Annotated in this window: 21 protein-coding genes, 1 tRNA gene and 1 rRNA gene; 14 read left to right on the top strand and 9 right to left on the bottom strand. The window is 60.8% G+C overall.

What is annotated here, in order from left to right; all coding sequences use genetic code 11:
* Positions 1-67 precede the first annotated feature (67 nt).
* From rrf to HMPREF3175_RS04485, 7 genes are all read left to right on the top strand, one after another.
* Positions 68-184 (top strand): 5S ribosomal RNA (gene rrf / locus HMPREF3175_RS04515).
* A gap of 218 nt (positions 185-402) precedes the next feature.
* Entirely contained in the window at positions 403-2,436 is a 2,034-nt protein-coding gene (locus HMPREF3175_RS04510) for a M13 family metallopeptidase (RefSeq protein WP_070490857.1), read from the top strand.
* 116 nt (positions 2,437-2,552) lie between these two features.
* Positions 2,553-4,088: a lysine--tRNA ligase gene (gene lysS / locus HMPREF3175_RS04505; protein ID WP_035757277.1), complete on the top strand. Its 1,536-nt coding sequence runs from the start codon at positions 2,553-2,555 to the stop codon at positions 4,086-4,088.
* Between the two features lie 2 nt (positions 4,089-4,090).
* Positions 4,091-4,318, top strand: a complete 228-nt coding sequence (locus HMPREF3175_RS04500) for a hypothetical protein (RefSeq protein WP_070490856.1) — start codon at positions 4,091-4,093, stop codon at positions 4,316-4,318.
* 118 nt (positions 4,319-4,436) lie between these two features.
* A complete protein-coding gene (locus HMPREF3175_RS04495; protein WP_035757283.1) occupies positions 4,437-4,736 on the top strand; it encodes a histone-like nucleoid-structuring protein Lsr2 in 300 nt (99 codons plus the stop codon).
* Positions 4,737-4,879: 143 nt separating this feature from the next.
* Positions 4,880-7,582, top strand: a complete 2,703-nt coding sequence (locus HMPREF3175_RS04490) for an ATP-dependent Clp protease ATP-binding subunit (RefSeq protein ID WP_083289396.1) — start codon at positions 4,880-4,882, stop codon at positions 7,580-7,582.
* A gap of 173 nt (positions 7,583-7,755) precedes the next feature.
* Positions 7,756-8,328, top strand: a complete 573-nt coding sequence (locus HMPREF3175_RS04485; RefSeq protein ID WP_052048623.1) for an amino-acid N-acetyltransferase — start codon at positions 7,756-7,758, stop codon at positions 8,326-8,328.
* Positions 8,329-8,437: 109 nt separating this feature from the next.
* Here HMPREF3175_RS04485 and HMPREF3175_RS04480 read toward each other — a convergent pair whose 3' ends face one another.
* On the bottom strand, positions 8,438-9,472 hold the full coding sequence (locus HMPREF3175_RS04480; RefSeq protein ID WP_239445944.1) for an HhH-GPD family protein: 1,035 nt from the start codon (positions 9,470-9,472) through the stop codon (positions 8,438-8,440).
* A 49-nt stretch (positions 9,473-9,521) separates the two neighbouring features.
* Between HMPREF3175_RS04480 and HMPREF3175_RS04475 the strand changes: the two genes are divergently transcribed.
* A complete protein-coding gene (locus HMPREF3175_RS04475) occupies positions 9,522-10,247 on the top strand; it encodes a DUF4834 family protein (protein WP_070490853.1) in 726 nt (241 codons plus the stop codon).
* A gap of 32 nt (positions 10,248-10,279) precedes the next feature.
* Here the strand turns inward: HMPREF3175_RS04475 and disA are convergent, their stop codons facing one another.
* The 3 genes from disA to HMPREF3175_RS04460 all read right to left on the bottom strand — a co-directional run bounded on the left by disA (position 10,280) and on the right by HMPREF3175_RS04460 (position 14,171).
* Complete coding sequence (gene disA, locus HMPREF3175_RS04470; RefSeq protein ID WP_256173838.1) at positions 10,280-11,374, bottom strand: DNA integrity scanning diadenylate cyclase DisA; 1,095 nt, start codon at positions 11,372-11,374, stop codon at positions 10,280-10,282.
* A 160-nt stretch (positions 11,375-11,534) separates the two neighbouring features.
* Positions 11,535-12,929 carry a DNA repair protein RadA gene (gene radA / locus HMPREF3175_RS04465; RefSeq protein WP_070490851.1) on the bottom strand — a complete coding sequence of 465 codons (1,395 nt, stop codon included), beginning with the start codon at positions 12,927-12,929 and terminating at the stop codon, positions 11,535-11,537.
* A 96-nt stretch (positions 12,930-13,025) separates the two neighbouring features.
* A complete protein-coding gene (locus HMPREF3175_RS04460; RefSeq protein WP_035757294.1) occupies positions 13,026-14,171 on the bottom strand; it encodes an FUSC family protein in 1,146 nt (381 codons plus the stop codon).
* A 178-nt stretch (positions 14,172-14,349) separates the two neighbouring features.
* On the opposite strand from HMPREF3175_RS04460, the gene HMPREF3175_RS04455 reads away from it, so the two are divergent.
* From HMPREF3175_RS04455 to pstB, 4 genes are all read left to right on the top strand, one after another.
* A complete protein-coding gene (locus HMPREF3175_RS04455; protein WP_035757297.1) occupies positions 14,350-15,465 on the top strand; it encodes a phosphate ABC transporter substrate-binding protein PstS in 1,116 nt (371 codons plus the stop codon).
* Between the two features lie 98 nt (positions 15,466-15,563).
* Positions 15,564-16,511 carry a phosphate ABC transporter permease subunit PstC gene (pstC, locus tag HMPREF3175_RS04450; RefSeq protein WP_083289394.1) on the top strand — a complete coding sequence of 316 codons (948 nt, stop codon included), beginning with the start codon at positions 15,564-15,566 and terminating at the stop codon, positions 16,509-16,511.
* A 133-nt stretch (positions 16,512-16,644) separates the two neighbouring features.
* Entirely contained in the window at positions 16,645-17,724 is a 1,080-nt protein-coding gene (gene pstA / locus HMPREF3175_RS04445) for a phosphate ABC transporter permease PstA (protein WP_052048627.1), read from the top strand.
* Between the two features lie 115 nt (positions 17,725-17,839).
* Positions 17,840-18,619, top strand: coding sequence for a phosphate ABC transporter ATP-binding protein PstB (gene pstB / locus HMPREF3175_RS04440; protein WP_035757300.1), 780 nt, complete (start codon positions 17,840-17,842; stop codon positions 18,617-18,619).
* A 181-nt stretch (positions 18,620-18,800) separates the two neighbouring features.
* Here pstB and HMPREF3175_RS04435 read toward each other — a convergent pair whose 3' ends face one another.
* From HMPREF3175_RS04435 to HMPREF3175_RS04425, 3 genes are all read right to left on the bottom strand, one after another.
* Positions 18,801-19,814: an inorganic phosphate transporter gene (locus tag HMPREF3175_RS04435; protein WP_052048605.1), complete on the bottom strand. Its 1,014-nt coding sequence runs from the start codon at positions 19,812-19,814 to the stop codon at positions 18,801-18,803.
* Positions 19,815-20,375: a hypothetical protein gene (locus HMPREF3175_RS04430; RefSeq protein ID WP_141742464.1), complete on the bottom strand. Its 561-nt coding sequence runs from the start codon at positions 20,373-20,375 to the stop codon at positions 19,815-19,817.
* Between the two features lie 390 nt (positions 20,376-20,765).
* Positions 20,766-21,401: a hypothetical protein gene (locus tag HMPREF3175_RS04425; protein ID WP_070490847.1), complete on the bottom strand. Its 636-nt coding sequence runs from the start codon at positions 21,399-21,401 to the stop codon at positions 20,766-20,768.
* A gap of 213 nt (positions 21,402-21,614) precedes the next feature.
* On the opposite strand from HMPREF3175_RS04425, the gene HMPREF3175_RS04420 reads away from it, so the two are divergent.
* A tRNA-Lys gene (locus tag HMPREF3175_RS04420) sits at positions 21,615-21,687 on the top strand.
* 104 nt (positions 21,688-21,791) lie between these two features.
* Here the strand turns inward: HMPREF3175_RS04420 and HMPREF3175_RS04415 are convergent.
* Together HMPREF3175_RS04415 and HMPREF3175_RS04410 are read right to left on the bottom strand one after the other, a co-directional pair.
* Entirely contained in the window at positions 21,792-23,186 is a 1,395-nt protein-coding gene (locus HMPREF3175_RS04415) for a D-arabinono-1,4-lactone oxidase (protein ID WP_141742463.1), read from the bottom strand.
* Entirely contained in the window at positions 23,183-24,460 is a 1,278-nt protein-coding gene (locus tag HMPREF3175_RS04410; RefSeq protein WP_083289391.1) for a type III PLP-dependent enzyme domain-containing protein, read from the bottom strand. Before HMPREF3175_RS04410 ends, HMPREF3175_RS04415 begins: the two co-directional genes overlap by 4 nt.
* Before the next feature lie 207 nt (positions 24,461-24,667).
* On the opposite strand from HMPREF3175_RS04410, the gene HMPREF3175_RS04405 reads away from it, so the two are divergent.
* On the top strand, positions 24,668-25,993 hold the full coding sequence (locus HMPREF3175_RS04405) for an endonuclease/exonuclease/phosphatase family protein (RefSeq protein ID WP_070490845.1): 1,326 nt from the start codon (positions 24,668-24,670) through the stop codon (positions 25,991-25,993).
* The last annotated feature ends 25 nt before the right edge of the window (positions 25,994-26,018 follow it).

Below are 26,018 nucleotides of genomic sequence, written 5' to 3'. Positions count from 1 at the left end.
ACACTCGTACACGTAACACACAGATTTCCCCGGCCAAGCCACTAACGCTGGTTAGGGGTGAGAGAGTTACGGCGGTTATAGCGTGGGGGAAACGCCCGGTCCCATCCCGAACCCGGAAGCTAAGCCCCACAGCGCCGATGGTACTGCAACCGGGAGGTTGTGGGAGAGTAGGACACCGCCGAACACACTTCACGAACGTGACAGGAGAAGAGACCGATTATCGGTTCCGCTTGAGCCACCCCACCACCACCGGCTCGCGACCGATAGCCCCTTTCGGTCCTTCTCCTGTCACTTTTCTTTTTAACCAATCGCACAAACACAACCACGCAAACACCAACACATCATCCACAGCCCACCGCTGCACTTTGGAGCCCGTGCGCGGTGCCCGGTAGCGTTATATACATGACCGCGACAGCTAACACTCACATCGAAGCCACCGACGTGCCGCGTCCGCAAGACGACCTGTACCGTTGGGTCAACCACGAATGGCTCACCAGCAACGAGATCCCCTCAGATCGCGGAGCTTACGGTGTCTTCCACGAACTACGCGACCGCGCAGAAGCAGACGTGCGGAACATTATCGAAGAAGCTGTAGCACGCCACCATCAACGCCAAGCCAACAACGGCAGTAGCAATACCGCCGAAAGCAACGGCGGCAACACTGCCGATAGCAGCGACGAAGAAGCCGCGCGCGACGCCCGCATCGCTGGCCTATGGGACTCCTTCATGGACGAAGAACGTATCGAAGCGCTCGGAACCAGCCCCGTGGGCGACCTGCTGGAGAAAATCGACAACGTCCACGACGTCGAACACCTTATGAAGCTCGCAGGAGAGTTCGCGACCGTTGGGATCGAGGCGTTCTTCAGCATCGGAGCCTCCAACGACGCCAAAGACCCAGATGTAAACCTCTTCACGATCCTCCAAGGCGGCATCGGCCTACCAGACGAGGCCTACTACCGCGAAGACGCCTACCAGGACATCCGCGAGGCCTACCGCGCCCACATCGAACGGATGCTGACCCTCTTCGCATACCCAGACCCAGCAGGTACCGCTATCCGCATCTTCGATCTTGAAACAGCGATCGCCAAGCACCACTGGGACATCGTGAAAACCCGCGACGCCCAAGCCCGCTACAACAAGATGAACAGCGACGAACTGCTCGAGCTGGCCCCGCTGTTGCGGAACTGGTTTGACGGCTCACGCATCTCAGAAAAATACTGGTCCGTTGTAGACGTGTGGCAGCCAAGTTTCCTCGAAGGGCTCAACAAAGAGCTCACCGAACAACCCCTTGAGGCATGGAAGGATCTGCTCGCGTTCAACGTGATGCGCGCACGCGCCCCGTACCTCAATAAAGACGTCGTGACCGAAAACTGGTCCTTCTACTCCCACACCCTCGGCGGGGCCACCGAACAGCGCGAACGCTGGAAACGCGGCGTAGCGTTCGTCGAATCCGGCGTTGGTGAGGACATCGGTCAGATCTTCGTGGCCGAACACTTCCCGCCGGCAGCGAAAGAACGGATGGACCATCTTGTCGACCGTCTGATTGAGGCATACCGCACCTCGATCACCGGGCTGGACTGGATGGGTGAAGACACCCAGAAGCGAGCACTCATCAAGCTCGAGAAATTCCGCACCAAGATCGGCTACCCGAGCGAATGGATCGACTACAGCACCCTCGAGGTCGACCCTGAAAACCTGGCGGGCAACGTCGCCGCGATCGCCCAATCCACGCTCAAGCGAGAACTGAAGAAAATCGAGGACGGCGTGAACCGTGAACTGTGGTTCATGTACCCGCAGACCGTCAACGCCTACTACCACCCGTTGCTCAACGAAATCGCGTTCCCTGCAGCGATCCTGCGGCCACCGTTCTTCGACCTCAACGGCGATGACGCAACCAACTTCGGTGCGATCGGCGCGGTGATCGGCCACGAAATCGGGCACGGCTTTGACGATCAAGGCTCCCGCTTCGACGGCGACGGAACCCTCACCGACTGGTGGACCGAAGACGACCGCAACGCCTTCGAAGCCCGCACCAAGAACCTGGTTGAACAATACGGGGCACTCGTCCCGCCAGAAGCGCCGGAGCACACCGTCAACGGTGAGCTGACCCTCGGTGAGAACATCGGCGACCTCGGCGGCCTCGGAATCGCCCATAAGGCTTACCTCGCCGAAATGAAGGCGACCGGCCGCGACCCCGAGGAAGAGACCGACGGGCTGAGCGGCAACCAGCGCTTCTTCACATCGTGGGCAAGGGTGTGGGCGAGCCTCACCCGCCCAGAGTCCATGGTCACCATGGTCTCGACCGACCCGCACTCACCAACCGAGTTCCGGGCCAACCAGACCGCCCGCAACGTGGACGCCTTCCACGAAGCGTTCGGCACCGAAGAAGGCGATGGGATGTGGCTGGCACCCGAAGAACGCGTCAGCATCTGGTAGCCAGTTAGCCGGCAGACTCACGCCCGCCTTGAGTTCCGGTCAGCGACTGGGTTCTATACAGCGCAGTGTTCTGTACAGCGCTTTGGGTTCTATACAGCACAGAGGTGCCAGCTAGAATGGTGGGCGTGACTGCCAACGCTAACTCTTCTGAAACGACATCGACCGTTGACAACCGTGACCAGCGCGCCGTGCGCCTGGCCAAGCGTCAGGAAATCCTTGACTCCGGTAAGCAGGCGTACCCGGTAGGGGTCCGCCGCACCCATTCACTGGCGACCGTGCGCGAATACTGGGCGCATCTTGCAAGCGGTGAAGAAACCGACGATGTGGTTGGTGTCGTGGGGCGCGTTGTGTACCAGCGCAACACGGGTAAGCTCTGCTTCGCTACCCTCCAAGAGGGCGGCGAAGACGGCTCGACCGTGCAGTTGCAGGTCATGATTTCGCTCGCGGAGGTCGGTCAGGAAGCGCTTGAAGACTTCAAGCACCTCGTTGACCTTGGCGACCACGTGTTCTTTGAAGGACGCGTGATCTCATCCCGCCGCGGGGAACTGTCCATCATGGCTCAGCGGTGGCAGATGGCCTCCAAGGCGCTACGTCCGTTGCCTGTTTTGCACGCTGACCTCAACGAAGAAACCCGCGTACGTCAGCGTTACGCAGACCTCATCGTGCGTGAAGAAGCGCGCCAGATGATCTATAAGCGGGCCGCAGTCACCCGCGCGATCCGCCGCGTACTCGATTCCCACGGCTATGTGGAAGTCGAAACGCCGATGTTGCAACTCATCCACGGCGGCGCCGCGGCGCGTCCGTTCGAGACGCACCTGAACGCGTTCGATCAGGACATGACGTTGCGTATCGCGACCGAGCTGTACCTCAAGCGCACCGTGGTGGGTGGGGTGAACCGCGTCTATGAGATGGGCCGTATCTTCCGCAACGAAGGTGTGGATTCGACCCACTCGCCTGAGTTCACGACACTCGAGTTCTATGAGGCGTACGCGGATCAGTTCGTGATGGCCGCACGCCTCAAGGAGATCATTCTCGCCGCCGCCGAGGAAATCGGTTGCGGCCTACAGATCCCGGGACCAAACGGCACCACGATCGATCTTTCCGGTGAATGGGCTTGGGTGAGCGTCTACCCGGCGCTATCTGAAGCTGTGGGCCGCGAGATCACCCCAGAAACCGGCATCGACGTGTTGAAGGAAGTCGCTGCTGAAAAGGATGTGGCCTGGGATGAGAACTGGGATGAGCAGAACGCTGTGATCGAGCTGTTCGGGGAGATCGTCGAACCAACCCTGATCAACCCGACGTTCGTCTACGACTACCCGCCGGCAGCCCAGCCGCTCGCGCGCCAGCACCGCTCCAAGGACGGTGTCATCGAAGCGTGGGACCTCATCATCGGAGGTATGGAGCGCGGCACCGCGTTCTCCGAACTGATCGACCCGGTGATCCAGCGGGAACGCCTCACGCATCAGTCCGAGCTCGCCGCAGGTGGCGACCCCGAAGCGATGCAGCTCGATGAAGACTTCCTGCGTGCACTCGAATACGGTGCGCCACCGATGGGCGGCACCGGCCTGGGTGTGGACCGCCTCGTCATGCTGTTCACCAACGTAGGCATCCGCGAGACCATCCTCTTCCCGCTGCTGAAACCGGAGGCATAGCCATGGCCGAAATCTGGGACGCTATTTACCCATACGTTTCAGTACTGTTGCCGACCATTACCCTCGCCCTTATTTTCTGGTGGGTTATGCGCTCGATTGTCAACGCCGACCGCCGCGAGCGTGAAGCCGCAGCTAAGGGCAAAGAGCTCACGGACGCGCGGTTCGAAGACGCCGTTGAGAAGCGGATGAAAGAAATCGAATCCGAAATGGCTGCTAAGAACCAAAAATAGCGAAAACCCGTCAGAAAATATCTGACACCCTCAACGGCGTAGCGTAGTATTTTTATTCGAAGCTTATTTTGATGACCTTTCAATTTAAGCGAACTCAATAATGAGTGGAGAAGTATTTATGGCACGCCAAGTTCAAGTCACGCTGATCGACGATATCGACGGCACGCCAGCAGAATCGACGGTTTATTTCGGCCTCGAAGGCATGCACTACGAAATCGACCTTTCCCAAGACAACCTCAACAAGCTCCGGGAATTCTTACGCCCCTACATCAAAGCCGGCCGCCGCTCCGCGCCGCACTCATCCGATGAAGCAGCGCGCATCCGCGCATGGGCCAAAGAAAAAGGCTACGACGTCTCCGACCGCGGACGCCTCAGCCACGAGATCATCGTGAAATACCGCGAAGCGCACCGTAGCTAAGGCGTCCACAGACTTCGAAGCCAAGGCACAGACTTCTGCTATCTGCGTACACGGTCACAAACTGTTCACCTGATGGTGAACACAGACCAATCGACTGCTTTCGATGCGTAGCATCGGAAATAAGTCATTAAAGGAGTGTGCGCATGTTCGAACGTTTCACGGACCGTGCCCGTCGTGTTGTGGTGCTCGCCCAAGAAGAGGCGCGCATGCTCAACCACACCTACATCGGCACCGAACATATCCTGCTCGGCCTCATCCACGAAGGTGAAGGCGTAGCAGCAAAAGCCCTGGAATCCCTCAACGTGTCACTCGGAGCGGCACGCGAACAGGTCCAGGAAGCCATCGGTCAAGGCTCGCAAGCGCCAACGGGACACATCCCTTTCACCCCGCGCGCCAAGAAAGTCCTCGAACTTTCCCTACGTGAAGCCCTCCAACTGGGCCACAACTACATCGGCACCGAACACATCCTGCTCGGCCTCATCCGTGAAGGCGAAGGCACCGCAGCCCAGGTACTCGAAAGCCTCGGCGCCGACCCACAAGCCGTACGCCAAGAAGTCATCCAACTCATCTCCGGCTACCACTCCTCCAAGGAACCAGCCGGAGCCGGCGGCGGCTCCCGCGACCAGAAAGACGGAACCCCGTCCGGTTCCGCTGTCCTCGACCAGTTCGGTCGCAACCTCACCGCCGCAGCACGCGAGAACAAACTCGACCCCGTCATCGGGCGCGAACACGAGATGGAACGCGTCATGCAAGTTCTATCTCGCCGCACCAAAAACAACCCCGTGCTCATAGGTGAGCCAGGCGTTGGTAAGACCGCGGTCGTTGAGGGGCTCGCGCAAGCGATCGTGCGCGGCGATGTGCCAGAGACCCTCAAAGACAAGCACCTCTACACGCTTGACCTGGGTTCCCTCGTGGCTGGCTCCCGCTACCGCGGTGACTTCGAAGAACGCCTCAAGAAGGTCCTCAAAGAGATCCGCACCCGCGGCGACATCATCCTGTTCATCGACGAAATCCACACCCTCGTCGGTGCCGGCGCCGCCGAAGGCGCGATCGATGCCGCGAGCATCCTCAAGCCGATGCTCGCCCGCGGTGAACTGCAGACCATCGGCGCAACCACGCTCGATGAATACCGCAAACACATCGAAAAAGACGCGGCACTGGAACGCCGCTTCCAGCCGATCCAGGTACCGGAACCATCGGTCGAGCTCACCGTCGAAATCCTGCGCGGCCTACGCGATAAATACGAGGCACACCACCGCGTATCCATCACCGACGAAGCGCTGCAGTCCGCAGCCCAGCTCGCCCACCGCTACATCTCCGACCGCTTCCTGCCGGACAAGGCCGTCGACCTCATCGACGAAGCCGGCGCCCGCCTGCGCATCCAGCGCATGACTGCCCCGCCAGAGCTCAAAGAGATGGACCAGAGAATCGCGGAAATCCGTCGCGAAAAAGAATCCGCGATCGACGCCCAAGACTTCGAAGGCGCGGCGAAACTCCGCGACGAAGAGCAGCGCCTGATCACCGAGCGCCAAGAAAAGGAAGCCGCATGGAAGAACGGCGACCTCGACGAAATCTCTGAGGTCACCCCAGAGGTCATCGCCGAAGTCTTGGCTTCCTCGACCGGCATCCCGGTTGTGCAACTCACCGAAGAAGAGTCCACGCGACTACTCAACATGGAAGAGGAACTGCACAAGCGCGTCATCGGCCAGGACGAAGCGATCAAGTCGATCGCCCGCTCGATCCGCCGCACACGCGCCGGCCTCAAAGACCCGAACCGTCCAGGCGGCTCGTTCATCTTCGCAGGCCCAACCGGTGTAGGTAAGACCGAGCTCGCTAAAGCGCTCGCCGAGTTCATGTTCGGTGACGAGGACGCCCTCATCACCCTCGACATGTCCGAATACGCAGAGAAGCACACCGTTTCCCGCCTGTTCGGTGCGCCTCCGGGCTACGTCGGGTACGAAGAAGGCGGTCAGCTGACCGAAAAGGTACGCCGCCGCCCGTTCTCGATCGTGCTGTTCGACGAGGTTGAAAAGGCCCACGCTGATCTGTTCAACTCGCTACTGCAGATCCTCGAAGACGGCCGCCTGACCGATTCGCAAGGCCGCGTGGTCGACTTCAAGAACACGATCATCATCATGACCACCAACCTCGGTACCCGGGACATCTCCAAGGGCGTGATGACCGGCTTCCAATCCACCACCGACGTCCAAACCGGTTACGAACGCATGCAGGCCAAAGTCCAGGAAGAGCTACGCCAGCACTTCCGGCCAGAGTTCCTCAACCGTGTTGACGACATCGTGGTCTTCCCGCAGCTGCAGCACAGCGAGATCGTCCAGATCGTGGACCTGTTCACCAACCGGCTTGCCGAACGGCTTGCCGAACGTTCGATCTCGCTGTCCGTCACGCAACCTGCACGCGACCTGCTCGCAGACCGCGGCTTCGACCCAGCGATGGGCGCCCGCCCACTACGTCGCACCATCCAACGCGACGTCGAAGACCCACTGTCCGAGAAGATCCTCTTCGGAGACCTGCTGCCAGGCCAGACCGTTGTTGTAGACGTCGAAGGCGAAGACGACGCTCGCAAGCTGACCTTCACCGCAGTCGACGGGCCAGACCAGCTCGAAGGCAAACCAACCCCAGCCGCGATCCTCGCCGGCTCCACCGAACCAACCGGCTCGGAAGAGACCGGTTCAGGTTCGGACGAGACAGGTTCGGGTTCAGGCGAGTCAGGCTCGGGTACTGGCGAGTCAGGCGCCGGCGCAAATGGCCAGGGTGAGGATGGCACCGGCGAGTCAGGCTCCGGTGAGGCAGGCACCGGCCGCCACGCCTACAGGCCAGGCACCTAGCGCATCGAACGCATGAGTGAGCTGTGCCCCGCGTCCCGTGAGGGAAGGGGGCACAGCTCAGTCAGTTAACTGGGCATAGTCTTAACAGGGCCTAGTCATAATACGGCCCAGTCATAACTGAGCGCAGCCTTAACAGGCCTTTATATTGAGGCCACCAAACTACGATGGACACCATGGCAACCCCAGCAACACACAACCCCAACGCGATCACCGTCCGGCCAGCGCGCTCACAAGACGTGAAATTCATCCGAGACCTCGTACGCCCATACGCCGAACAGCGGATCCTGCTGGAAAAAGAAGCCGTCGCCTACTACGAATCCTTACAAGAATTCAGGGTCGCCGAAGACGCCGACGGGCGCATCATTGGTTGCGGAGCCTTCCACGTCATGTGGGAAGACATCGGCGAAATCCGAACACTCGCCGTCCACCCAGACGCCGCCGGACGCGGATGCGGCGCAATGCTGCTGGAACACCTACTCCAAGACGCCAGAGACCTCGGCATCCACCGGGTCTTCTGCCTCACATTCGAAGTCGATTTCTTCAAAAAACACGGATTCGAAGTTATGGACCAACAAGACGCCGTAGCCCCCGAGGTGTTCCAAGAACTCCTGCGCTCACCCGACGACGGCGTCGCCGAGTTCCTAGACCTCGCACGCGTCAAACAAAACACCCTCGGCAACACCCGCATGATCACCTCGCTCAAAGACGTCGAAGAACGAATCACCCCGCTCATGAGCCAAAATTAAGGTGCGTCAGGGCTGAGCTGCGCGGGAATTGAGCTGGAGTTGAGCGGTGCCGGAATTGAGGGGTGCGGGGCATATATCCACGCTCTCAGCGGTCGCCGCCGGAAGCCACCTAGCCGGGAAGTGACACCTCACCGTAAGTAGTCAGCACCGCCAGCCCATCCTCAATAAGTCCGCGGGCGCACGAAGCCCGCTGCGCATCGTCGGCACCAAGCAAAGCTAACTGAGCCAAAGCAGAACGCAAATGCGCCTCCGCGACTTCCTGCGCGGCCCCTTCCGCACCATCACGCGTAACGAGCACACCGTACGGAACCGGGCCATCGGACTCCCGTAAAACCGCCATCATCCGGCCACGCACCTGTCGGTCCGTCCCATGCCACGCCTGCCCACGCGGAACGTAATCCGCTGCCGGCTTCCCTGCAGCAACCCACGCACACACAGACTCCACGGGGCACTCACCACACCGCGGATCCCGGGCCGTGCACACCAGCGCACCCAACTCCATCGAGGCCGCATTCCACGTATTCGCCTCAGCGACCTCCGCAGACGTGAACGACGCATCCGCCGCATCCCCCGCCTCATTCGGGTGAGCCGGCATCAATGCTTGAGCCTCACGATACTGCGCCCGAGTCATCGAAGGCCCCGGCAGCGCCTTAGCGTGAAAAGCGCGACCCACAACCCGGCGAATATTCGTATCAACCACGGTCGCCGGGACCTGGTATGCGAAACACGCGACCGCCGCGGCCGTGTACTCGCCGATACCGGGCAGAGAAAGCAGTGTCGGAAGATCGCGGGGAACCACGCCAGCGTGCTCCGTGACGATCGCCTGTGCACAAGCATGTAAACGCAACGCACGGCGCGGATAGCCTAAGCGACCCCAAGCGCGCAGGACCTCACCGGCGGGCTCAGCCGCGAGATCATGCGGGGTAGGCCAGCGTCGCATCCACTCCTCCCACACCGGCTGAACCCGCACCACCGGGGTCTGCTGCAACATGATCTCCGAAACGAGGATGCTCCAGGGGCTCGCCTCAGGACGGCGCCACGGAAGGTCACGGCCGTGGGCTTGGAACCATTCGTTGACGCGTGCGCGGACCACGCTGGCGGAGGGCGTTGTGGGGACTGGGTTCTGGATGGACACGTGTGTCATCATACGGCGGCTAGCTCGTCAGGGATGGTTAGCCGATTATCCTGGAGGCATGGCCACCGAGAACCAGAAACCGTCTGCAGCCACGTATCGACGTCGCCGTATTGTGGCACTGATTATTCTGCTGATCCTCCTCACCTTAATAACCTTGGGCATCGTGAGTGTCGTTAAATGGGTTTCCGGGGTCTTCGGTGGAGGCAAAACCCAAGCGCAAGAACAAAGCCAGCAGCAACAAGCCGCGGAAGACTCGAAACAGTCGGGCGAAGAAAATAGCAGCACTGGAGATGCTAAAGATAAGAACACTGGTGATGCCGAAGATAATAAGAGCACTGGTGATGCTAAAGATGAGAAAGAGGGGGAGGGGCGGCCCAGCCCTCGGCCCGACGGCAGTCAAGAATGCGCGGAGGGCGACATCAAAGTCAGCGCAGCGACCGACAAGAAATCCTATGGCGCGGGTGAAAACCCCGTACTGATCCTCAAAATCAAAAACACCGGCGACGTCCCCTGCACCATGAACGTCGGCACCAGCCAACAAGAGTTCGTGGTGACCTCCGGCTCCGACAGGATCTATTCGACCCGCGACTGCCAGAAAGACGCAGAAGACATCAAGCTCAAGCTTGAAAAAGGCAAAGAGGAAAACGCCCGTTTCACGTGGAACAGAGTACGGTCCCTGCCCGAATGTCAACCGATTTCAGCAAAACCGCTACCAGGTACCTACAAACTCAAAGTCAGCCTAGGCTCCAACGAATCCGAACCGGCCGCGTTCCTGCTGAAGTAGCCACCGCGCCAGCCCCCCACCTGCCGGCGGGGTCAGCGGTAGCGTTCCAACAGACTGTCTTCAGCGAAACGGCTTAGTCCTTCTCGTACGCTGCGGGCGCGGCTTTCGCCGACCCCTTCAATCTCTTGTAGCTCATCGACGTTCGCGGCCATGAGCTCCTGCAGGCCATCGAAACGCTGAACCACCCGCTCCACAAGATGCTGAGGTAGCGAAGTAATACCGGACAGCAGGCGGAAACCGCGCGGCTCAACATGACGGTCAAGATCCGAGGCGCCCTCCGGGAAACCCAAAAGCATCGCGATCTGCCCAAGATCCACCAGGTGTGGAGAGTCCATGGCAGCAAGTTGTTGCTCTACTTGGTTGATGTCCACAAGCGTCTCACCGATACCGGCACGGCGTGCCGCGTTCGCGTAGTCCCGCAAAACAACCGAAAGCGACGGCCCAGCGCCCGTGCTGAGCTCTTCAAGGTGCAAATCAACGAGCCGCCCGTTAACACCTAGTTCAAGGATGTCATCACGGATCTCCTCTGAAATGCGGCGCACCATCTCAAGCCGCTGGAGCACCATCGCGACATCGCGCACCGTGACAACGTTCTCGATCTCCTGATTCGATAACGCGTTCGTCACCTCAACCAGGCGTGCCTTATACCGTTCCAGGGTCGAAAGCGCCTGCGTTGCCCGCGCAAGAATCGTCTCAGAACCCTCAAGCTGGTGGCGCTGCCCATCAACATAGATGGTGATGGTGTTCATCGACTGTGATACCGCGATCACCGGATAGCCGGTCTGAACCGAGGTCTGCTCTGCCGTGCGATGCCGGGTTCCGGTCTCCGTCGCGGGAATTGTCGGGTCAGGAACTAGGTGGATTCCGGCATGCAGGATGCGGGTGACATCCCGGGAGACGATGATCGCACCATCCATCTTGGCAAGCTCCCGCAGCCTAGTCGGCGAGAACTCGATATCGATCGGGAATCCGCCGGTGATCAATTGCTCAAGCCCCCGGTCGAAACCCAGCACGATGAGCGCGCCGGTGCGGCCGCGCACAATCCGTTCAAGCCCGTCGCGCAACTCAGTGCCGGGCGCGAGCCTGATCATCGTCTGCCGCAGAGCCTCGGCCTGCTCAGGCCGCAGGTCATCGGGCCGGTAGTGCTCGGCTCGCACATGTTCTGAATAACGAGGCGTCACGTGGGTTGGGTACCTTTCACATCGCGATGCGCAGCCCCGAGCCAGCGGAGCGCGCACGAACATTCATCTTTATTCTAGAAGCGCTCGCCGGCGGATGGGGCCTCATTTAGGATGAGCCGGCCGGTGTGAAACCTGCTAAATGTAGAGCTTCCGCGAGGCTCGTTACGGTCCTGACTTCCATTCCGTCAGGGATTTTCCCGGGTCCGTTGGGGGAGGCGGGGACGATCGCTCGCTGATACCCCAAACGGTGCGCTTCAGCGATGCGCCGGTTAACATCCTGTACCGCACGCACCTCGCCTGCAAGACCGACTTCACCGAACACGATCATGCGTTGGTCCAGAGGGTGGTTCGCTACCGCCGAGGCCACGGCGAGGCACGCCGCAAGGTCGATCGCGGGCTCAGTCAACCGGACACCGCCCACGGTTGCTACGAAGCAATCGGTCTGGCCTAAGGCGAGCCCTGCCCGGGAATCCAAAATAGCTAGCAGCATCGAAACCCGGGAAGAATCGAGGCCGGTTGTACTACGACGCGGCGACGGCGTGGTCGCCGCCGTCACTAGCGCCTGAACTTCAGCGATGAGTGGGCGGCGGCCTTCAACGGTCACGGTGAGGCACGTGCCGGCAACGGGTTGGATGGTGCGTGTACGAAACAGCCCGGACGGATCGGCTAGCCCCTCGATACCGGAGTCAGTCAGGTCGAAGCAGCCGACCTCATCGGTGGGGCCGTACCTGTTCTTGACCGCGCGTAGAAGCCGCAGGCGTGAGTGTTTCTCGCCTTCAAACTGACACACCACATCCACCAGATGCTCAAGTAGACGCGGCCCGGCGATAGTGCCTTCCTTGGTCACGTGCCCCACAACGATTGTGGTGATTCCTTTAGTTTTAGCGGTACCGATCAACGCGGACGCGACTTCACGCACCTGTGAGACCCCGCCCGCGGAACCGGAAACCTCGGCAGATGCCAGGGTCTGAACCGAATCCACGATCAACAAGTCCGGCTCAATCTGTTCAACCTGGCCCAACGCGGTCCCCAGATCAGTTTCCGAGGTTAGATACAGATCATCCGAGATGGCTCCGATGCGCTCAGCCCTCAACTTCACTTGCGCGGCGGATTCTTCACCCGAGATATAGAGGACCTTCAAACCAGAACGGGCAGACCGTGCCGCCGCATCGATCAGCAGGGTCGACTTACCCACGCCAGGCTCCCCGGCGAGCAGAATCACCGCGCCTGGAACCAAGCCTCCACCTAAGACCCGGTCGAATTCACCCACGCCAGTAGCCCGATGCACCGCCGGCTGCGAATCGATGTCAGCGATTTTCTGAGCCGGCTTAGCCGCTGAACGCACCTGAGTCAGCTGACCCAGCTCAGGGCCAACTTCTTCAACAGATCCCCACGTCCCGCACTCAGGGCAACGACCAACCCACTTGATGGTCGCCCACCCGCACTCCTGGCACCGAAACTCACTCGACTTTCGGGACGCCTTTTTCCCAGAAGAACTCATGCTCCAACCCTACGCAGATACCCTGACACTTTGTTCACGCAGGCCCGCTCCGCCAAAGCATCCCGCCACAGCAGCAACCCTGCCGCAACAACGACGCTAGATGCGGGGCAGGTATTCCGATGCGGCGTCGCGCGGGACTCCGGTTGCGTGCAGAATATCCACGGCAGTAGGCCGCAACAGCATAATCAGCGTGGTCAACTGCATGGTCTCGGCACGCCACGAGGCCGCATCCAAGTCGCCCACGACCTCCTCCATGATCGAGCGGGCACGGCGCCGCATCATGTTCGCAGACCCCGTTGAGGTCTCCGCTGCCGAGTTCGCCAAAGCGTTCATCGCATCAGCGAACCCCTCAAACAGAGTGTGTAAGCGTTCCCGTTGTTCCGCATCGGGCGCCAAGGTGTTCAAAAGCCCCGCGGCACGCCGAGCCACCACGTTGAGCCCACGCAGAATCAGGTCAGCAACCTCCAAAAGCTGCTCCTGATCACTCAACTCATGACGGTGCCGCCGCCCCAAAACACTCAACTTCGCGTAATCGTTGGAGGTCTTGATCTCTTGCCGCGCCTGATCAACCAGCGTGCTAGCGTTACGCACCCGCACCAGCGTGTGCCACGCGGCCTGCGAATCTGAACGCTCAAGCGCTTCACCCAACTCACGGAAACACTGACTGACCTCCCGCAGCAGGCCCGAAAGTTTCGCCGCTGGCGCTCGCCGTGGGTCGCGTGGCCACATCAGCATCAAGAGTAGGCCCACGGTGCCGCCGATGATCGCGTCGATGGATCTGGTGAACGGGCCGCCGTAGGGGATGGGTAGCAGCACAACCAGCAGGGATTGGACGCCGAGTTGGGTTGCGAAGATCACGCCGGGGTCAAGGAAGCGTGCAAGCACGAGGGAGAGGAACACGACGATCGCGGCCTGCCATACGCCCCTGCCCAACAGCGTCATCAGCACGTCGCCTAACACGATGCCGAGCGTGCACCCGAGCGCGACCTCAAGGGTTCTGCGCAAGTGGGACGATGTCGCGAAGCCGAGCACGATGAGGGCGCTGGTTGCGGCGAAGATCGGTTGTTGGTGGCCGAGCACTTTTTCTGCGAACCAGAAAGAGAACACTGACCCGACTGTCGCGAAGATGATCCGGGTCATGGAGATCTGTACCCGGCGGAGGCCACCTTTGAGGCGGGCCTTGAGGTGGCGCATGGCTGCGCTCGATGCGCGGGGTAGCTTCCGCTTGCTGCGTGTGCTCATCCCGCGCACCTCCTTACACCCAATGTGATCAATATCTATCCTCCATTCTTACACCACCCCAAATAGTTCACCTGTTGTTCACATAAGGCCACAGGTTCCGTTACCTTGCGTGGTTAGCGTCTAGAGCGTCGCCGCAAAACCGCGGCACTCGCCTCCCCAGGAATGAAAGAGAAAGACCGTGCAGATTAAGCACTTCGGCCGTACGGCTGCAATCCTGTCCATCGCGGCCCTGGGCCTCACCGCATGTGGCCAGGCAAACAACACTTCCGGCTCCTCGGACAAAGACTCCGGCAACGGCGACGCCAAGCAGGTTTCCGGCACCCTTTCCGGTGCTGGCGCTTCCTCGCAGGAATCCGCTATTGGCGCATGGACCGCTGGTCTGAAGGAATCCCAGAAGGACCTCAACGTCCAGTACAACCCAGCTGGTTCCGGTGCTGGCCGTAAGGCATTCCTCTCCGGCCAGGCTTCCTTCGCAGGCTCCGACGCTTCCATCAAGGAAGAAGAAGTTGCTGACGCAGAGAAGATGTGCGGCCCAGAGGGCGCAATCAACATCCCTGCATACATTTCCCCAATCGCGATCGTCGTGAACCTCGAGGGCGTTGACGAGATCAACCTCGATGCCGAGACGCTGGCGAAGATCTTCGCTGAGGACATCACCACCTGGAACGACCCAGCGATCGCCGCACTCAACGAGGGTGTTGACCTTCCAGACACCAAGATCATCCCAGTGCACCGCGCTGACAAGTCCGGTACCACCGACAACTTCACCGATTACCTCGCTGAGAACGCTAAGGACGCTTGGCCAGCAGGTAACGTCGAAGAGTGGCCATCCGACCTCGGCGGCGAAGCGGCACAGGGCACCTCCGCACTGGTTGGTGTTGTCCAGAAGAGCAACGGCGCTATCGGCTACGCCGACAAATCCGCAGCTGGCGACCTGACCCTTGCGAAGATCAAGGTCGGCGAGAACTTCCAGGCCCCAGAGGAAGAAGCAGCAGCTAAGTCTGTTGAAATCTCGGACCGCGTTGAAAGCAAGAACGAGAACGACATGGCTGTGCGCATCAACCGCACCTCCACCGAAGAGGGCACCTACCCACTCGTCCTCGTCTCCTACCACATCTACTGCTCCACCTATAAGGATCAGTCGACCGTGGACATGGTCCAGGCATGGGGCCACTACGTGGTCAGCGAAGACGGCCAGAACGCTGCCCAGGCAGCTGCTGGCTCCGCACCAATGACCGAAGCAATGCGTAAGGACGCCGAAAAGGCAATCGACGCCATCAAGGTCGCCGAGTAACGCATACCTGTGACGGGCGGCCGGCTTGATTGCCGGCCGCCCGACCACGCATCTAAGCCCCCACATCCCACTGGATTCACCCGCACAGGAGCAATCTCGTGACTTCCCCATCGCTGGCACCAAAGAGTGGCCCGCTCGATGAAAAGGCGAAAGGCCGAGTCGGAGACATAGTATTCTCCGGCACCGCCTTGGTAGCCGGCATCATCATCCTTGTCATCCTCGTCTTCGTCTCGGTCTTCCTGGTCACCCAGTCCATTCCGGCGCTGACTGCAGACCCAGCAGACATCACAGGCGGCAAGGGCTTCCTCAACTACGTCCTGCCGCTAGCGATCGGTACCCTCATCGCCGCCGGCATCGCATTGCTCCTAGCAACACCAGTCGCAGTTGGTGTTGCATTGTTCATTTCCCACTTCGCGCCCCGCCGCATGGCGAAAACGGTCGGCTATGTGATCGACCTTCTCGCAGCGATCCCATCGGTCGTCTACGGTGCATGGGGCATGGCCGTGCTCGGCCCAGCGATGGTCGGGATCTTCAACTGGCTGCACGACAACCTCGGATTCATCCCGATCTTCGGTGACCCATCCCAGACCGGCCGAACACTCATGACCGCATCGGTCGTGCTCGCGGTGATGATCCTGCCGATCATCACCGCGCTCTCCCGCGAAATCTTCGTCCAAACCCCTAAACTTCACGAAGAAGCAGCGCTGGCACTCGGCGCAACCCGTTGGGAAATGATCCGCATGGCAGTCTTCCCATTCGCCCGCGCCGGCGTCGTCTCCGCAATCATGCTCGGCCTCGGCCGCGCCCTCGGCGAAACCATGGCAGTCGCAATGGTGCTCTCCGCAGGTGGCCTTACCATCAACCTCATCGGTTCCGGTAACTCCACCATCCCGGCAGACATCGCCCTGCACTTCCCAGAGTCCTCCGGCCTACGCGCCAACGAACTCATCGCGGCCGGCCTGGTCCTCTTCATCATCACCCTCATCGTGAACCTGATCGCACGGTGGATCGTGTCCCGTCACAAAGAATTCGACGGAGCTAACTAACATGACCCGCCCGAATCACGAACACAGCTCCCAAAAGTCTGAGGTAAAACCAGTGAACGCGACCGAACAGCGCACCAAAACCACACCAGAGGGGGAACGTCGCCACGGCCGTAGCCGCCTCACCTCCGGACAAATGCCACGATGGGGCGAGCCACTCATCGGTGTCATCTCGCTGATCCTCGGCGCCGCCATCGTAGCGCTCATCGGCTTCAACATCGCAGGCTGGCTCTGCGTCTCCGCGATCATCTTCCTGATCGTCGACTACGTTGCAACCCTGCTGGTAGCCAACCGCCGCCAAGCGGCCAACACGCTAGCCCGCAACCTCATCGTCGGCGCGTTCCTCATCGCGCTGGTCCCACTCGTCTCAGTCATCTGGACCGTTGTCGCTAACGGCTCCAAAGCGATCGTCGCGCCAGGGTTCTTCGCATCCGACATGCAAGGACAGATCGCGATCGCCGACATCCAGCACGCCCGCGAAGGCGGCCCGCTCATCGGCGGTATCAAGCACGCACTCATCGGTACGTTGCTCATCACCCTCGCAGCCACCGTGATCTCCGTGCCGATCGGTCTGCTGACCTCGATCTACCTCGTCGAATACGCACGCGACAACTGGCTCTCTAAGGTCATCCGCTTCTTCGTTGACGTCATGACCGGTATCCCATCAATCGTCGCGGGTCTGTTCGCGGCCGGTATCTCCGCCTACGTGATGCTCGACCTGTTCCAGATGCGGCCAGGCTCCCAGCTGATCGGTTTCTCTGCAGCGATCGGTTTGTCAGTGCTCATGATCCCGGTTGTGGTCCGCTCAACCGAAGAAATGCTGCGCGTTGTCCCGAACGAGCTGCGCGAAGCGTCAGCGGCACTCGGCGTACGCAAGTGGCGCACCATCATGAAGGTTGTCCTCCCAACCGCGCTATCCGGTATCGCATCCGGCGTCACCATCGCTATCGCACGCGTCATCGGTGAAACCGCGCCGATCCTGGTGACCGCAGGTACCGCATCAGTCGTGAACTTCAACCTGTTCAAGGACTGGATGATGGCGCTACCGGTCTTCATCTACCGCCAGCTGAACTACCCGGCAGCGCCAGCCGCGCAAGACGCATCGACCCTACGCGCATGGGGTGCAGCGCTTGTCCTGATCATCATCGTGATGCTGCTGAACCTGCTGGCACGCATCATCGCTAAGATGTTCGCACCGAAGCAGGCCGGCCGCTAAAGGAACCGGGTGGTACGGAACACGCCAGCCACCCCACACACGAGCTCTCATAGACCACTGACCACAGGTCACACCAACCACTGACCACCAGGTCAAAGTGAAGGAAATAAAAACTATGGCAAAGCGCATCGACGTCTCAGACCTCAACGTTTACTACGGCAGCACGCACGCGGTAAAAGACGTCAACATGACGATTGACCCTTGTTCCGTTACCGCGTTCATCGGCCCATCCGGTTGCGGTAAAACCACCTTCCTACGGACTTTGAACCGTATGCACGAGGTCATCCCGGGTGCACACGTCAAGGGCAAGGTGCTACTCGATGGCGACAACATCTACGGTTCAGGTGTTGACCCAGTGCGTGTCCGCACCGAGGTCGGCATGGTTTTCCAGCGCCCCAACCCGTTCCCGACCATGTCCATCCAGGACAACGTCCTCGCCGGGTTCAAACTCAACGGCAAGCGCCTCTCTTCCTCCGACCGTGAGGAGATTGTCGAGAAGTCGCTGCGCGGCGCGAACCTGTGGAACGAGGTCAAGGACCGCCTGGATAAGCCAGGTTCCGGTCTCTCCGGTGGTCAGCAGCAGCGTCTGTGCATCGCCCGCACTATCGCAGTCCAGCCGTCCGTGATCCTGATGGACGAGCCGTGCTCCGCGCTCGACCCGATCTCCACGCTCGCCGTCGAGGACCTCATCAACGAGCTCAAGGACACCTTCACCGTGGTGATCGTGACCCACAACATGCAGCAGGCAGCCCGCGTCTCTGACAAGACCGCGTTCTTCAACATCGCAGGCACCGGCAAGCCAGGCGAGCTCATCGAATACAACGACACCTCGACGATCTTCAACAACCCACAGCAGAAAGACACCGAGGATTACGTGTCCGGCCGCTTCGGCTAAACCACGCCGCGGAGCTACGAGCGTGCAGTAGCGGCGGCGAAACAATAGCCACACCACGATGGTGGCGCCTGCAGACAGCGGGCGCCACCATCGCTGTTTAAGCGGAAGATGTGCTGGCTGGGTGCTGGACGGGTTGGCCGCGGCGCAGGCTGGCCGCTGCGCAAGGCGGGGCAGCGGTGCGCTACCCGATGAGTGGGGACGCGGCGAGGTACAGGACGGCGCTGACGAGGAAGGTCACCACCGGTGTCATGAGCCAGTAAGCCGCGACTTCAACGGCGCGGCGCTGATTCACGGTCATGTGACGTTGTGTGAGGCCGGCACCGAGTAGCGAAGTTGTGACGGACTGGGTTGAAGAGATCGGTAAGTGGAAGGCGATCGAACCGAAGAACACGAGCAGGGAAGAAGAAACTTTCGCCATGCCTGCCCGCAACGGGTCCAGCTGCACGAGCCGCGTTGAGAGGGTATAGGTTATGCGCCAACCTCCCACAAGCATTCCCGCACCCAGGATCACCGCGGTGATGATCTCGAAACCATGCATGTCACCGTAATCGAAATCTAATCCGGCGGTAGCGGTCATAACAAGCAGGAAGACAGCCAAACGCTGGCCGTCCTGCAACCCGTGAGCGAATGCCACCGCAGCGGTCGCGATCGCCTGGGAAACCCGGCCAATCCGGTCAGCAGATTTCGGTGTCTGATACCGCATGAGCCACGCCGCCGGGATCATGATCAGTATCGACAACAGTGGCGCAACAAGCACCGTGACCGCAAGCGGAATAAGGATCGCCAACAACAAGGTCAGCCACACGCCCGTGTTCTCCATGTGGCCCATCGTTATCGCCGCTACCAAGGCGCCTACAAGCCCGCCGTACATCCCGTGGGTTTGGGAGGTCGGTTGTCCACGCCACCACGTGAACAAAGCCCACATAGCCGCCGATGCCAGCGCCGCCATCGCCATCACGAGGCCCGCAGGACCGGGCGCCAAAGCCAGCTCGAATTGGTCTTGAAACGCGATCCCCAGCCCCGTGGAGAGAAATGTGCCGGCCGCAGCGAAACCGGCCACAACAATCGTTGCGATACCAGGGGTCAAAGCACGCGTACGCACCGAGGTCGCAACAGCGTTGGACGCGTCATGGAAACCGTTGAGGAACGTGACCAAAGCCCACAGCAGGCACGCACACACCAAAAGGAAACCCATTTACGATTCCTTGACCAGGATGGTCCCAAGATGGTTCATCGCCTGAATCAGTTCGTACTGGGCTTCACGCAAGTCATCGAGCAACATGGTTTGAGACAAAGCGGTCTGTACGCGGGTGGTTTCGCTGATTTCGAGTTTCCAGGTACGGATCGTGTGGCGGCCGCGGGTGGTGAGCCCCATGAGGTCCAGCCAATCGTCTTCGACGTTGTCCAGCTGCGCCAGATGCGCGAAAACTTTCCGTAACACTTTGGCTTGCTGGCCCAGAAGCTCAAGAAGCTCAGGCAGCGACGTTGAACGCATCGGGATCGCATCCGGGATGAGGCCCGCCGCATTAGAGACAGCACCGATGGATGCGCGAAGGTGGCGAGAGAACGTGAACAGGTCTTCCCGAGGCAACGGGTTGATGAATGAGGTGCGCAAATGCGTGAGCAATGTATAGGTTTTGTCATCAACCTCGTTCAGGTTTTCCTTGATCGCTTCACGCAAAGCGGTCCGTTCCGTTGCAGGCGCAGAGATGAGTTGGGCGGCCGAACCGATGGCCTCGTATAACAGCTCAGACATGCCGGCCAGCAACTTGAGGCTTCGAGCCTCAGAAGGAAACAGCCGCAAACGCACGGAAACCTCATTCTCAAAGGGGACGTTACAGCTGGCAGTCTAATGAGTGAAGGTTAACAGACAAACGCGTTGAGCGGCGGGGGATCTGCGCAGGCAGCGATGCGCGAACTAATGTGCGGCGACAAAGATCCCGGACGTTGACAGAAGCCAGGTTCTGAAAGACACCGGGCCGGGGGCGCCTCTCGGCGGAAGGCCGCTCGAAGCGGCAGATATTTGGAGCCCGGGGCCTCCTGCGGCCCGGTGTCCCCTCCAGTGTGGCAGACGGGGCCGGGTGCTCGTCAAGCGCTGCGGGGATACCGGTAGTCCTTGCGCCAGGTTGGTGTGGCCGCGGCGGGGCTATTCGAGTTGGTTGCGGCGCCACATTTCAGCTGAGGCGACGAGGTCCGACGCGGTGGAAGCTAAGCGTCGCGAACTTTCGGTGAGTGCGCGGGCATGCTGTGTTGCGTGCGCCTCGGCGCTGTCGGCGTGGGCTGCCTGCCCGGCGGCGACGAGCCGGCAGAACGCGGCGGCGCGTTCAAGCGCGACGGCGAAGTCTCCCGTATAGGCGCCCGTGAGGATCGCGGTGGTGACCTCAACCACCTCGGTAGGCCCCGGCGGGTCCGCGACCCCGGCAACCACAACCGTGACGTCATCCACAGACATACCGGCGCGGAACAGCGCGGACCAGCGGTGCGCATCGTTCATGACAGCCCGGCGCAGCACATACAGCCGCCACAACGTACCCGGCAGCGAAACGGCAGAGGAGGCGGACCACAGTTCGGCGAGCTCAAGCAGACCATCCGAGTCCGCGAGCTTGATGAGGCGGTCCAGAACCTCCGGCTCAACCCCCGAACGGCCCTGATGCACGATAGCGTGGGCAGTCAGGTGTGCCGCCTCGGAATGATGTGCAGGATCCGAGCCAGGTGCCTCACGGTCCAACAGCTCGGGAGGCATCACGGCTGGCTTGTGGTGGGTGCGCGCCGAAAAACTCATCCCCTCCAGTGTAGGAACACGCGCGATCGCGGCCGGGTTGGTGCCGGTGGCGGGGTCGGGTTTGCGCCGGTGGCAGGGCCGGGTTTGTGTCGACGATGGGGCGGTTGGCCCCGGATCTAAGACAGGACTGGTGCCGGTGGCGGGGCCAGGAGGTAGCGATCGTGACGGGCGGGTTAGGGAAACTGCGGTGGTGTCGTTTACGATAGGGAGCTGGGGCCTATAGCTCAGCTGGCAGAGCACCGGACTTTTAATCCGTTGGTCCCGGGTTCGATCCCCGGTGGGCCCACACAAAGATCAGCCTCGGAACTGACCAGACGGTACGCCGTCGATGCGTCAGCTCCGAGGCTGATGTGTTTCCGGGGCTCGCGTGTGTTCACACCCTGAGCACGTTCACACCCCGAGCATCGTGGATAGGTGGCTGTTGAGGAGCACCCCGTTGGGGTCTACTTGTTTGCGGACGGTGAGCCAGTCGCCGAAATGTGGGTAGCGCTCGTGAAGGTCCTCTGGCCCGAGGGTGTGGAGTTTGCCCCAGTGGGGGCGCCCGCCGGCGGCTTTGAAGATGTCTTCGAGCACGGCGAAGTATTTTCTGTGGTCTTCGCGGTAGAACCGGTGAACCGCGATGTAGACGGAGTCACGGCCGTGAGCGGTTGAAAACCACACGTCATCGCCTTTGGCGGTCCGGACTTCCAGCGGGAATGTGATCCCTTCCGGGAACGCGTTGACGGCGCGGACCACTTCGCTGAAAACCTCGTGATAGTCGGCAATGTCGATCGCGTACTCCATTTCGCGGAACCGTGTGCGCCGTGGCGAGACAAAGACCTTATGGGAGGTGTCAGCGAAACTGCGGTTGCCCATCGTGCGTGCCGCGAGTTTATTGAGCGCCGGAACGGTTTTCGGCGCGAACCTGCCGAGTTCGCAGATGGCGCGGTGCCCGCCGTTGTTGAGCAGTTCGTCCCCGAACCAGTGTTTGAACGAAGACAGCGGTTTATCGCCTTCAAAGCCGGGGGAGCGGCGGTTGATTTTGCGGGCCACGACGTCGGTGTGCTGGAACCAATAGAACTCGACGTGGTCGCGTTCGCAGGAGAGCTCAACGAAGTTCTCGAGCGTGTCGGCCAGCGGCACGGGCCGTTCCTCTGCATGCAGGATGAACGCGGGCACGACGGCGAGGGTTGCGTGGATGATGACGCCGAGCGCGCCGAGACCCACGCGTGCGGCCTCGAAAAGCTCAGCGTTTTGGGTGGGGGACGCGGTGACGATCTGCCCGGTTGGTAGCGCGATGCGCAGTGCACGGATCATGCCCGCGTAGCCGGTGAATCCGAGGCCGGTGCCGTGGGTTGAGGTTGACAGTGCGCCGCCGATGGTTTGCCGGTCGATGTCTCCCATGTTCGCTAACGCGAGCCCATAAGGTTCCAGTAGGGCTGGTAGCTCCCACAAGTGGGTTCCGGCGCCGAGCGTTACGGTCCCGCCCAGTGGGTCGACTGCGTAGAGGCCGTGGAAGTTCCGCATGTCGAGCAGGATCTCGTCGGTGTGCGCTAGCGGGGTGAAGGAGTGGCTTCCACCCACAGGGCGGACGGTGCGTTTCTCTTCTGAGGCGCGCACCAGCAGTGCCGCGAGCTCGGCTTCATCACGTGGGGTGAAAACCTCGGCAGGTTCGCTGCGGTAGAGGCGGCACCAGTTGGTCCACTCTTTGCCTCGGGCTGCGGCGCGGCCGGTTTTGTTGGAAGCGCGGGCGCTGGCCCGGCTGGCGCGGGTGCCGGCCTTTTTGGTGTGGGGATTGGTTTTCATAGGAATGCTTTCCCTTCGCCACGGTAGGTGGGCCATTCGTCGATGACTTCTGAGCCTGAGATGACTACAACGCTGTTGAGGCGTTCCGATACTTCGCCGGCTTTCGCGTGCCGAAACCACACGACATCGCCGATTGCAAGGCCGCGAGCGCCTCGTCCGGTGAGCGGGGTCTGCACTTCACCGGGACCTTCAGTTGCGCGGTAGGTGACGTTGGGTGGCCACGCGACCCTCGGTAGCCGGCTTGGACCGGGCGGCCCGGAGGCGACCCAGCCCCCGCCGAGCACTGTTGCGGTGTTCTTGTTGGGGCGGCGTACAACATCCATCCCGAACGCGAGGGCCGGCGCTGGTTTGAAAGCGGTGTAGTGGTCGAATAGACCGGGGCCGATGAGCCCGGAGCCTGCCGCTACCTCCGTGATGGCAGCTTCGGTCCCGGTGGTCTCGATCGAACCGGTCCCGCCGCCGTTGACGAAACGCAACGGAGCGATCTCGGAGACAGCATCGACGGTTTCAGCACGCCGTTGCGCGATCTCTTTCGCGGAAGCCGCCTGGATGCGCCGCAAGATCACTTGCCGCGGCGAGCTCCCCGCGTTCGCCTCGCCTGCGATCTGCCCCTCGTAGGCCATGAGCCCATCCAGCGTGAAACCCTTCCTGCCCACGATGTGGGCCGCCAGCCTGGCCACCTCCTCCGGGCTGGATAGCGGCGAACGTGCCGCACCCACCATGACGCCGCGTACGGGACGGTAAGCCGCATCGAGCTCTATAGCGACCTTGAGGTCCGGATGGCCGGGGGCGAGGTGATCGATAATCTCCAGCTGCTGCGGATCATCGACCATGAGGGTCACGTGCTGCAGCGCGGCCTCGCTCGCCGTCCACGCCGCAATCGCTTCGGCATTCACGCTCGGGTACGCAACCACGATGTCCTGATAACCCTTTTCGGCAAGCCACACGGCTTCCGCCAGCGTGAAACCCAGAATCCCAGCGAAACCAGGAGTCTGCAGTGCGGCATCGAGCGCCTTACGGATGCGCAGCGACTTACTCGCAACCCGAACCGTAGGGGACAAGCCGGTGTTAGTGCCGGTGTTAGTGCGGATGTTACTGCGCAGAGTGGAAGCCTTCTTGAGACGCTTGACAAGGCTTTCGGCATTCGCGTGAAAATGATCCGCGAACAAAACACCCACAGGGCGCGAGGCGTAGCCGGCATCAGCCAGGATGTCCTTGAGTGCCGGCCAGTCAATCTTCACATCAGAGACGCGACTGTTGCGGAAGCGGTGCATGCTTAGTCCTCCGAACAACGAGACTTCAGGTCACGGAATGGTCACGATTAGATACCGATAACCACCCCTTCAGGTTACGTCGCGCGGGATTGAACACGCCAGATCGGCGCGATTGCAAGGCAAAACGCCGATAACAATCAAACTGTGAACACCCTGTGCAGTCTTAGTTTTTCTTGCATCTGAGCCGAAACCTTCTACCGTGGAAGTATGCGACGTTTCTATGCGGCCGCCGCAGCGGCCCTGTTCGGCATCACGCTGGGCGTCGCCCCACAAGCAACAGCGGCAACGCTGAACCTCAAACCTGAAGTGCTTACCGTTGGGGCGAACGCCTCAATGGTGCACACCGGAAAACAGCACACCGCAAAACAAGACAGCGGCAAAGCATCGCTTCGTGTAGCTACCGTGAGCGCCGGCCTGAGTGAAGAGCGAGAAGGGGCGCTCGCCGAGCGTCTCGAAGGCGGTAACGACGCCGCCGCCCAGATGCTCGCCCGCAGTGTCCAGCAGACGCGCCCGGATGTTCTCCTGGTCACTGACATCGATACGGACAGCCACGTCGCTGACATCTTCAATGAACAGTACCTCGGCCAGGCACAAACCGACGGCGCCGAAGTGAACGCAGATGCGGATGCAGGCTCCAAGGAACCGTCCTCGACCGAGTACAAATACGTCTACTCCGCAACAACGAATGCGGGCATACAGTCCGGTGCCGACCTCAACGGAAACGGCACAACAGGGGACCCCGGCGACGCTTTCGGCGCGGGACACTTTGAGGGACAACGCTCGATGGTCTTGTACTCGCGTTACCCCATCGATCAGGATGAAGTCCGCACGTTCAATGACCTGACCTGGGACGAGGTACCGGGCAACAGCCTCGATACTGAGAAATACTCGAAGCTTGTTAGGTCGGTTCTTCCACTGAACTCGACGAGCATGTGGGACATCCCGTTGAAAGTTGACGGCGAGACCCTGCACGTCATCGCAACAGACCTCACCCCGGACAACGGCGAGGGTGCTGACCCTGTGCGCAGGCTTGACCAGTTGCGTTTCCTGAGTATGTATCTCAGCGACAACGCCAAGTTGCGGGAGCTGACCGATGACGCCGGGCAGTACGGCGGCTTGGATAAGTCCTCGAGCGCGGTTGTGCTTGGCGCCTTCGGTCCGGACGAGGCATCTTTGGGTAACGACGCAGACCAGATGCGTCAAGACGCATCGGCCGAACTTGAAACGCTCATGGATTCGAAATCCCTAGAGGTTGCGAAACCTTCCATGGCTGCTGGGCAGTGTGAGAACACGTTGCCGATACAGATCCGCACGTTCATGGACTTCATGTGCGCAACCCAGTATGCGACCCGCATGGACGGAGTGGCTAGCCGCTCCGACTATGTTGGGGTCACGGCGGGTCCCAAGATCGTAGAATCCGGAATTGAAACCGCGATGAGCGATGCGGGAGACCACCACGAACACGGCTCAACCGATCACCTGAGCGGTGAGCGCCGCATGGTGTGGGCTGACATCACGCTCAAGCGTGACTAAGAGCCCCCGCCCAGCACGTTAGGCT

The organism is Arthrobacter sp. HMSC08H08 (genome assembly GCF_001807575.1).
GTDB classification, from domain to species: Bacteria; Actinomycetota; Actinomycetes; order Actinomycetales; family Micrococcaceae; genus Pseudoglutamicibacter; species Pseudoglutamicibacter albus.
This window is presented reverse-complemented; position numbering and strand designations above follow the sequence as displayed.

Coding starts and splice junctions, on each gene's coding strand:
- HMPREF3175_RS04510 (WP_070490857.1), top strand. CDS start 403: ATGACCGCGACAGCTAACACTCACATCGAAGCCACCGACGTGCCGCGT.
- lysS (WP_035757277.1), top strand. CDS start 2,553: ATGGTGGGCGTGACTGCCAACGCTAACTCTTCTGAAACGACATCGACC.
- HMPREF3175_RS04500 (WP_070490856.1), top strand. CDS start 4,091: ATGGCCGAAATCTGGGACGCTATTTACCCATACGTTTCAGTACTGTTG.
- HMPREF3175_RS04495 (WP_035757283.1), top strand. CDS start 4,437: ATGGCACGCCAAGTTCAAGTCACGCTGATCGACGATATCGACGGCACG.
- HMPREF3175_RS04490 (WP_083289396.1), top strand. CDS start 4,880: ATGTTCGAACGTTTCACGGACCGTGCCCGTCGTGTTGTGGTGCTCGCC.
- HMPREF3175_RS04485 (WP_052048623.1), top strand. CDS start 7,756: ATGGCAACCCCAGCAACACACAACCCCAACGCGATCACCGTCCGGCCA.
- HMPREF3175_RS04480 (WP_239445944.1), bottom strand. CDS start 9,472: ATGACACACGTGTCCATCCAGAACCCAGTCCCCACAACGCCCTCCGCC.
- HMPREF3175_RS04475 (WP_070490853.1), top strand. CDS start 9,522: ATGGCCACCGAGAACCAGAAACCGTCTGCAGCCACGTATCGACGTCGC.
- radA (WP_070490851.1), bottom strand. CDS start 12,929: ATGAGTTCTTCTGGGAAAAAGGCGTCCCGAAAGTCGAGTGAGTTTCGG.
- HMPREF3175_RS04460 (WP_035757294.1), bottom strand. CDS start 14,171: ATGAGCACACGCAGCAAGCGGAAGCTACCCCGCGCATCGAGCGCAGCC.
- pstA (WP_052048627.1), top strand. CDS start 16,645: ATGCCACGATGGGGCGAGCCACTCATCGGTGTCATCTCGCTGATCCTC.
- pstB (WP_035757300.1), top strand. CDS start 17,840: ATGGCAAAGCGCATCGACGTCTCAGACCTCAACGTTTACTACGGCAGC.
- HMPREF3175_RS04435 (WP_052048605.1), bottom strand. CDS start 19,814: ATGGGTTTCCTTTTGGTGTGTGCGTGCCTGCTGTGGGCTTTGGTCACG.
- HMPREF3175_RS04430 (WP_141742464.1), bottom strand. CDS start 20,375: ATGTCTGAGCTGTTATACGAGGCCATCGGTTCGGCCGCCCAACTCATC.
- HMPREF3175_RS04425 (WP_070490847.1), bottom strand. CDS start 21,401: ATGAGTTTTTCGGCGCGCACCCACCACAAGCCAGCCGTGATGCCTCCC.
- HMPREF3175_RS04415 (WP_141742463.1), bottom strand. CDS start 23,186: ATGAAAACCAATCCCCACACCAAAAAGGCCGGCACCCGCGCCAGCCGG.
- HMPREF3175_RS04410 (WP_083289391.1), bottom strand. CDS start 24,460: ATGCACCGCTTCCGCAACAGTCGCGTCTCTGATGTGAAGATTGACTGG.
- HMPREF3175_RS04405 (WP_070490845.1), top strand. CDS start 24,668: ATGCGACGTTTCTATGCGGCCGCCGCAGCGGCCCTGTTCGGCATCACG.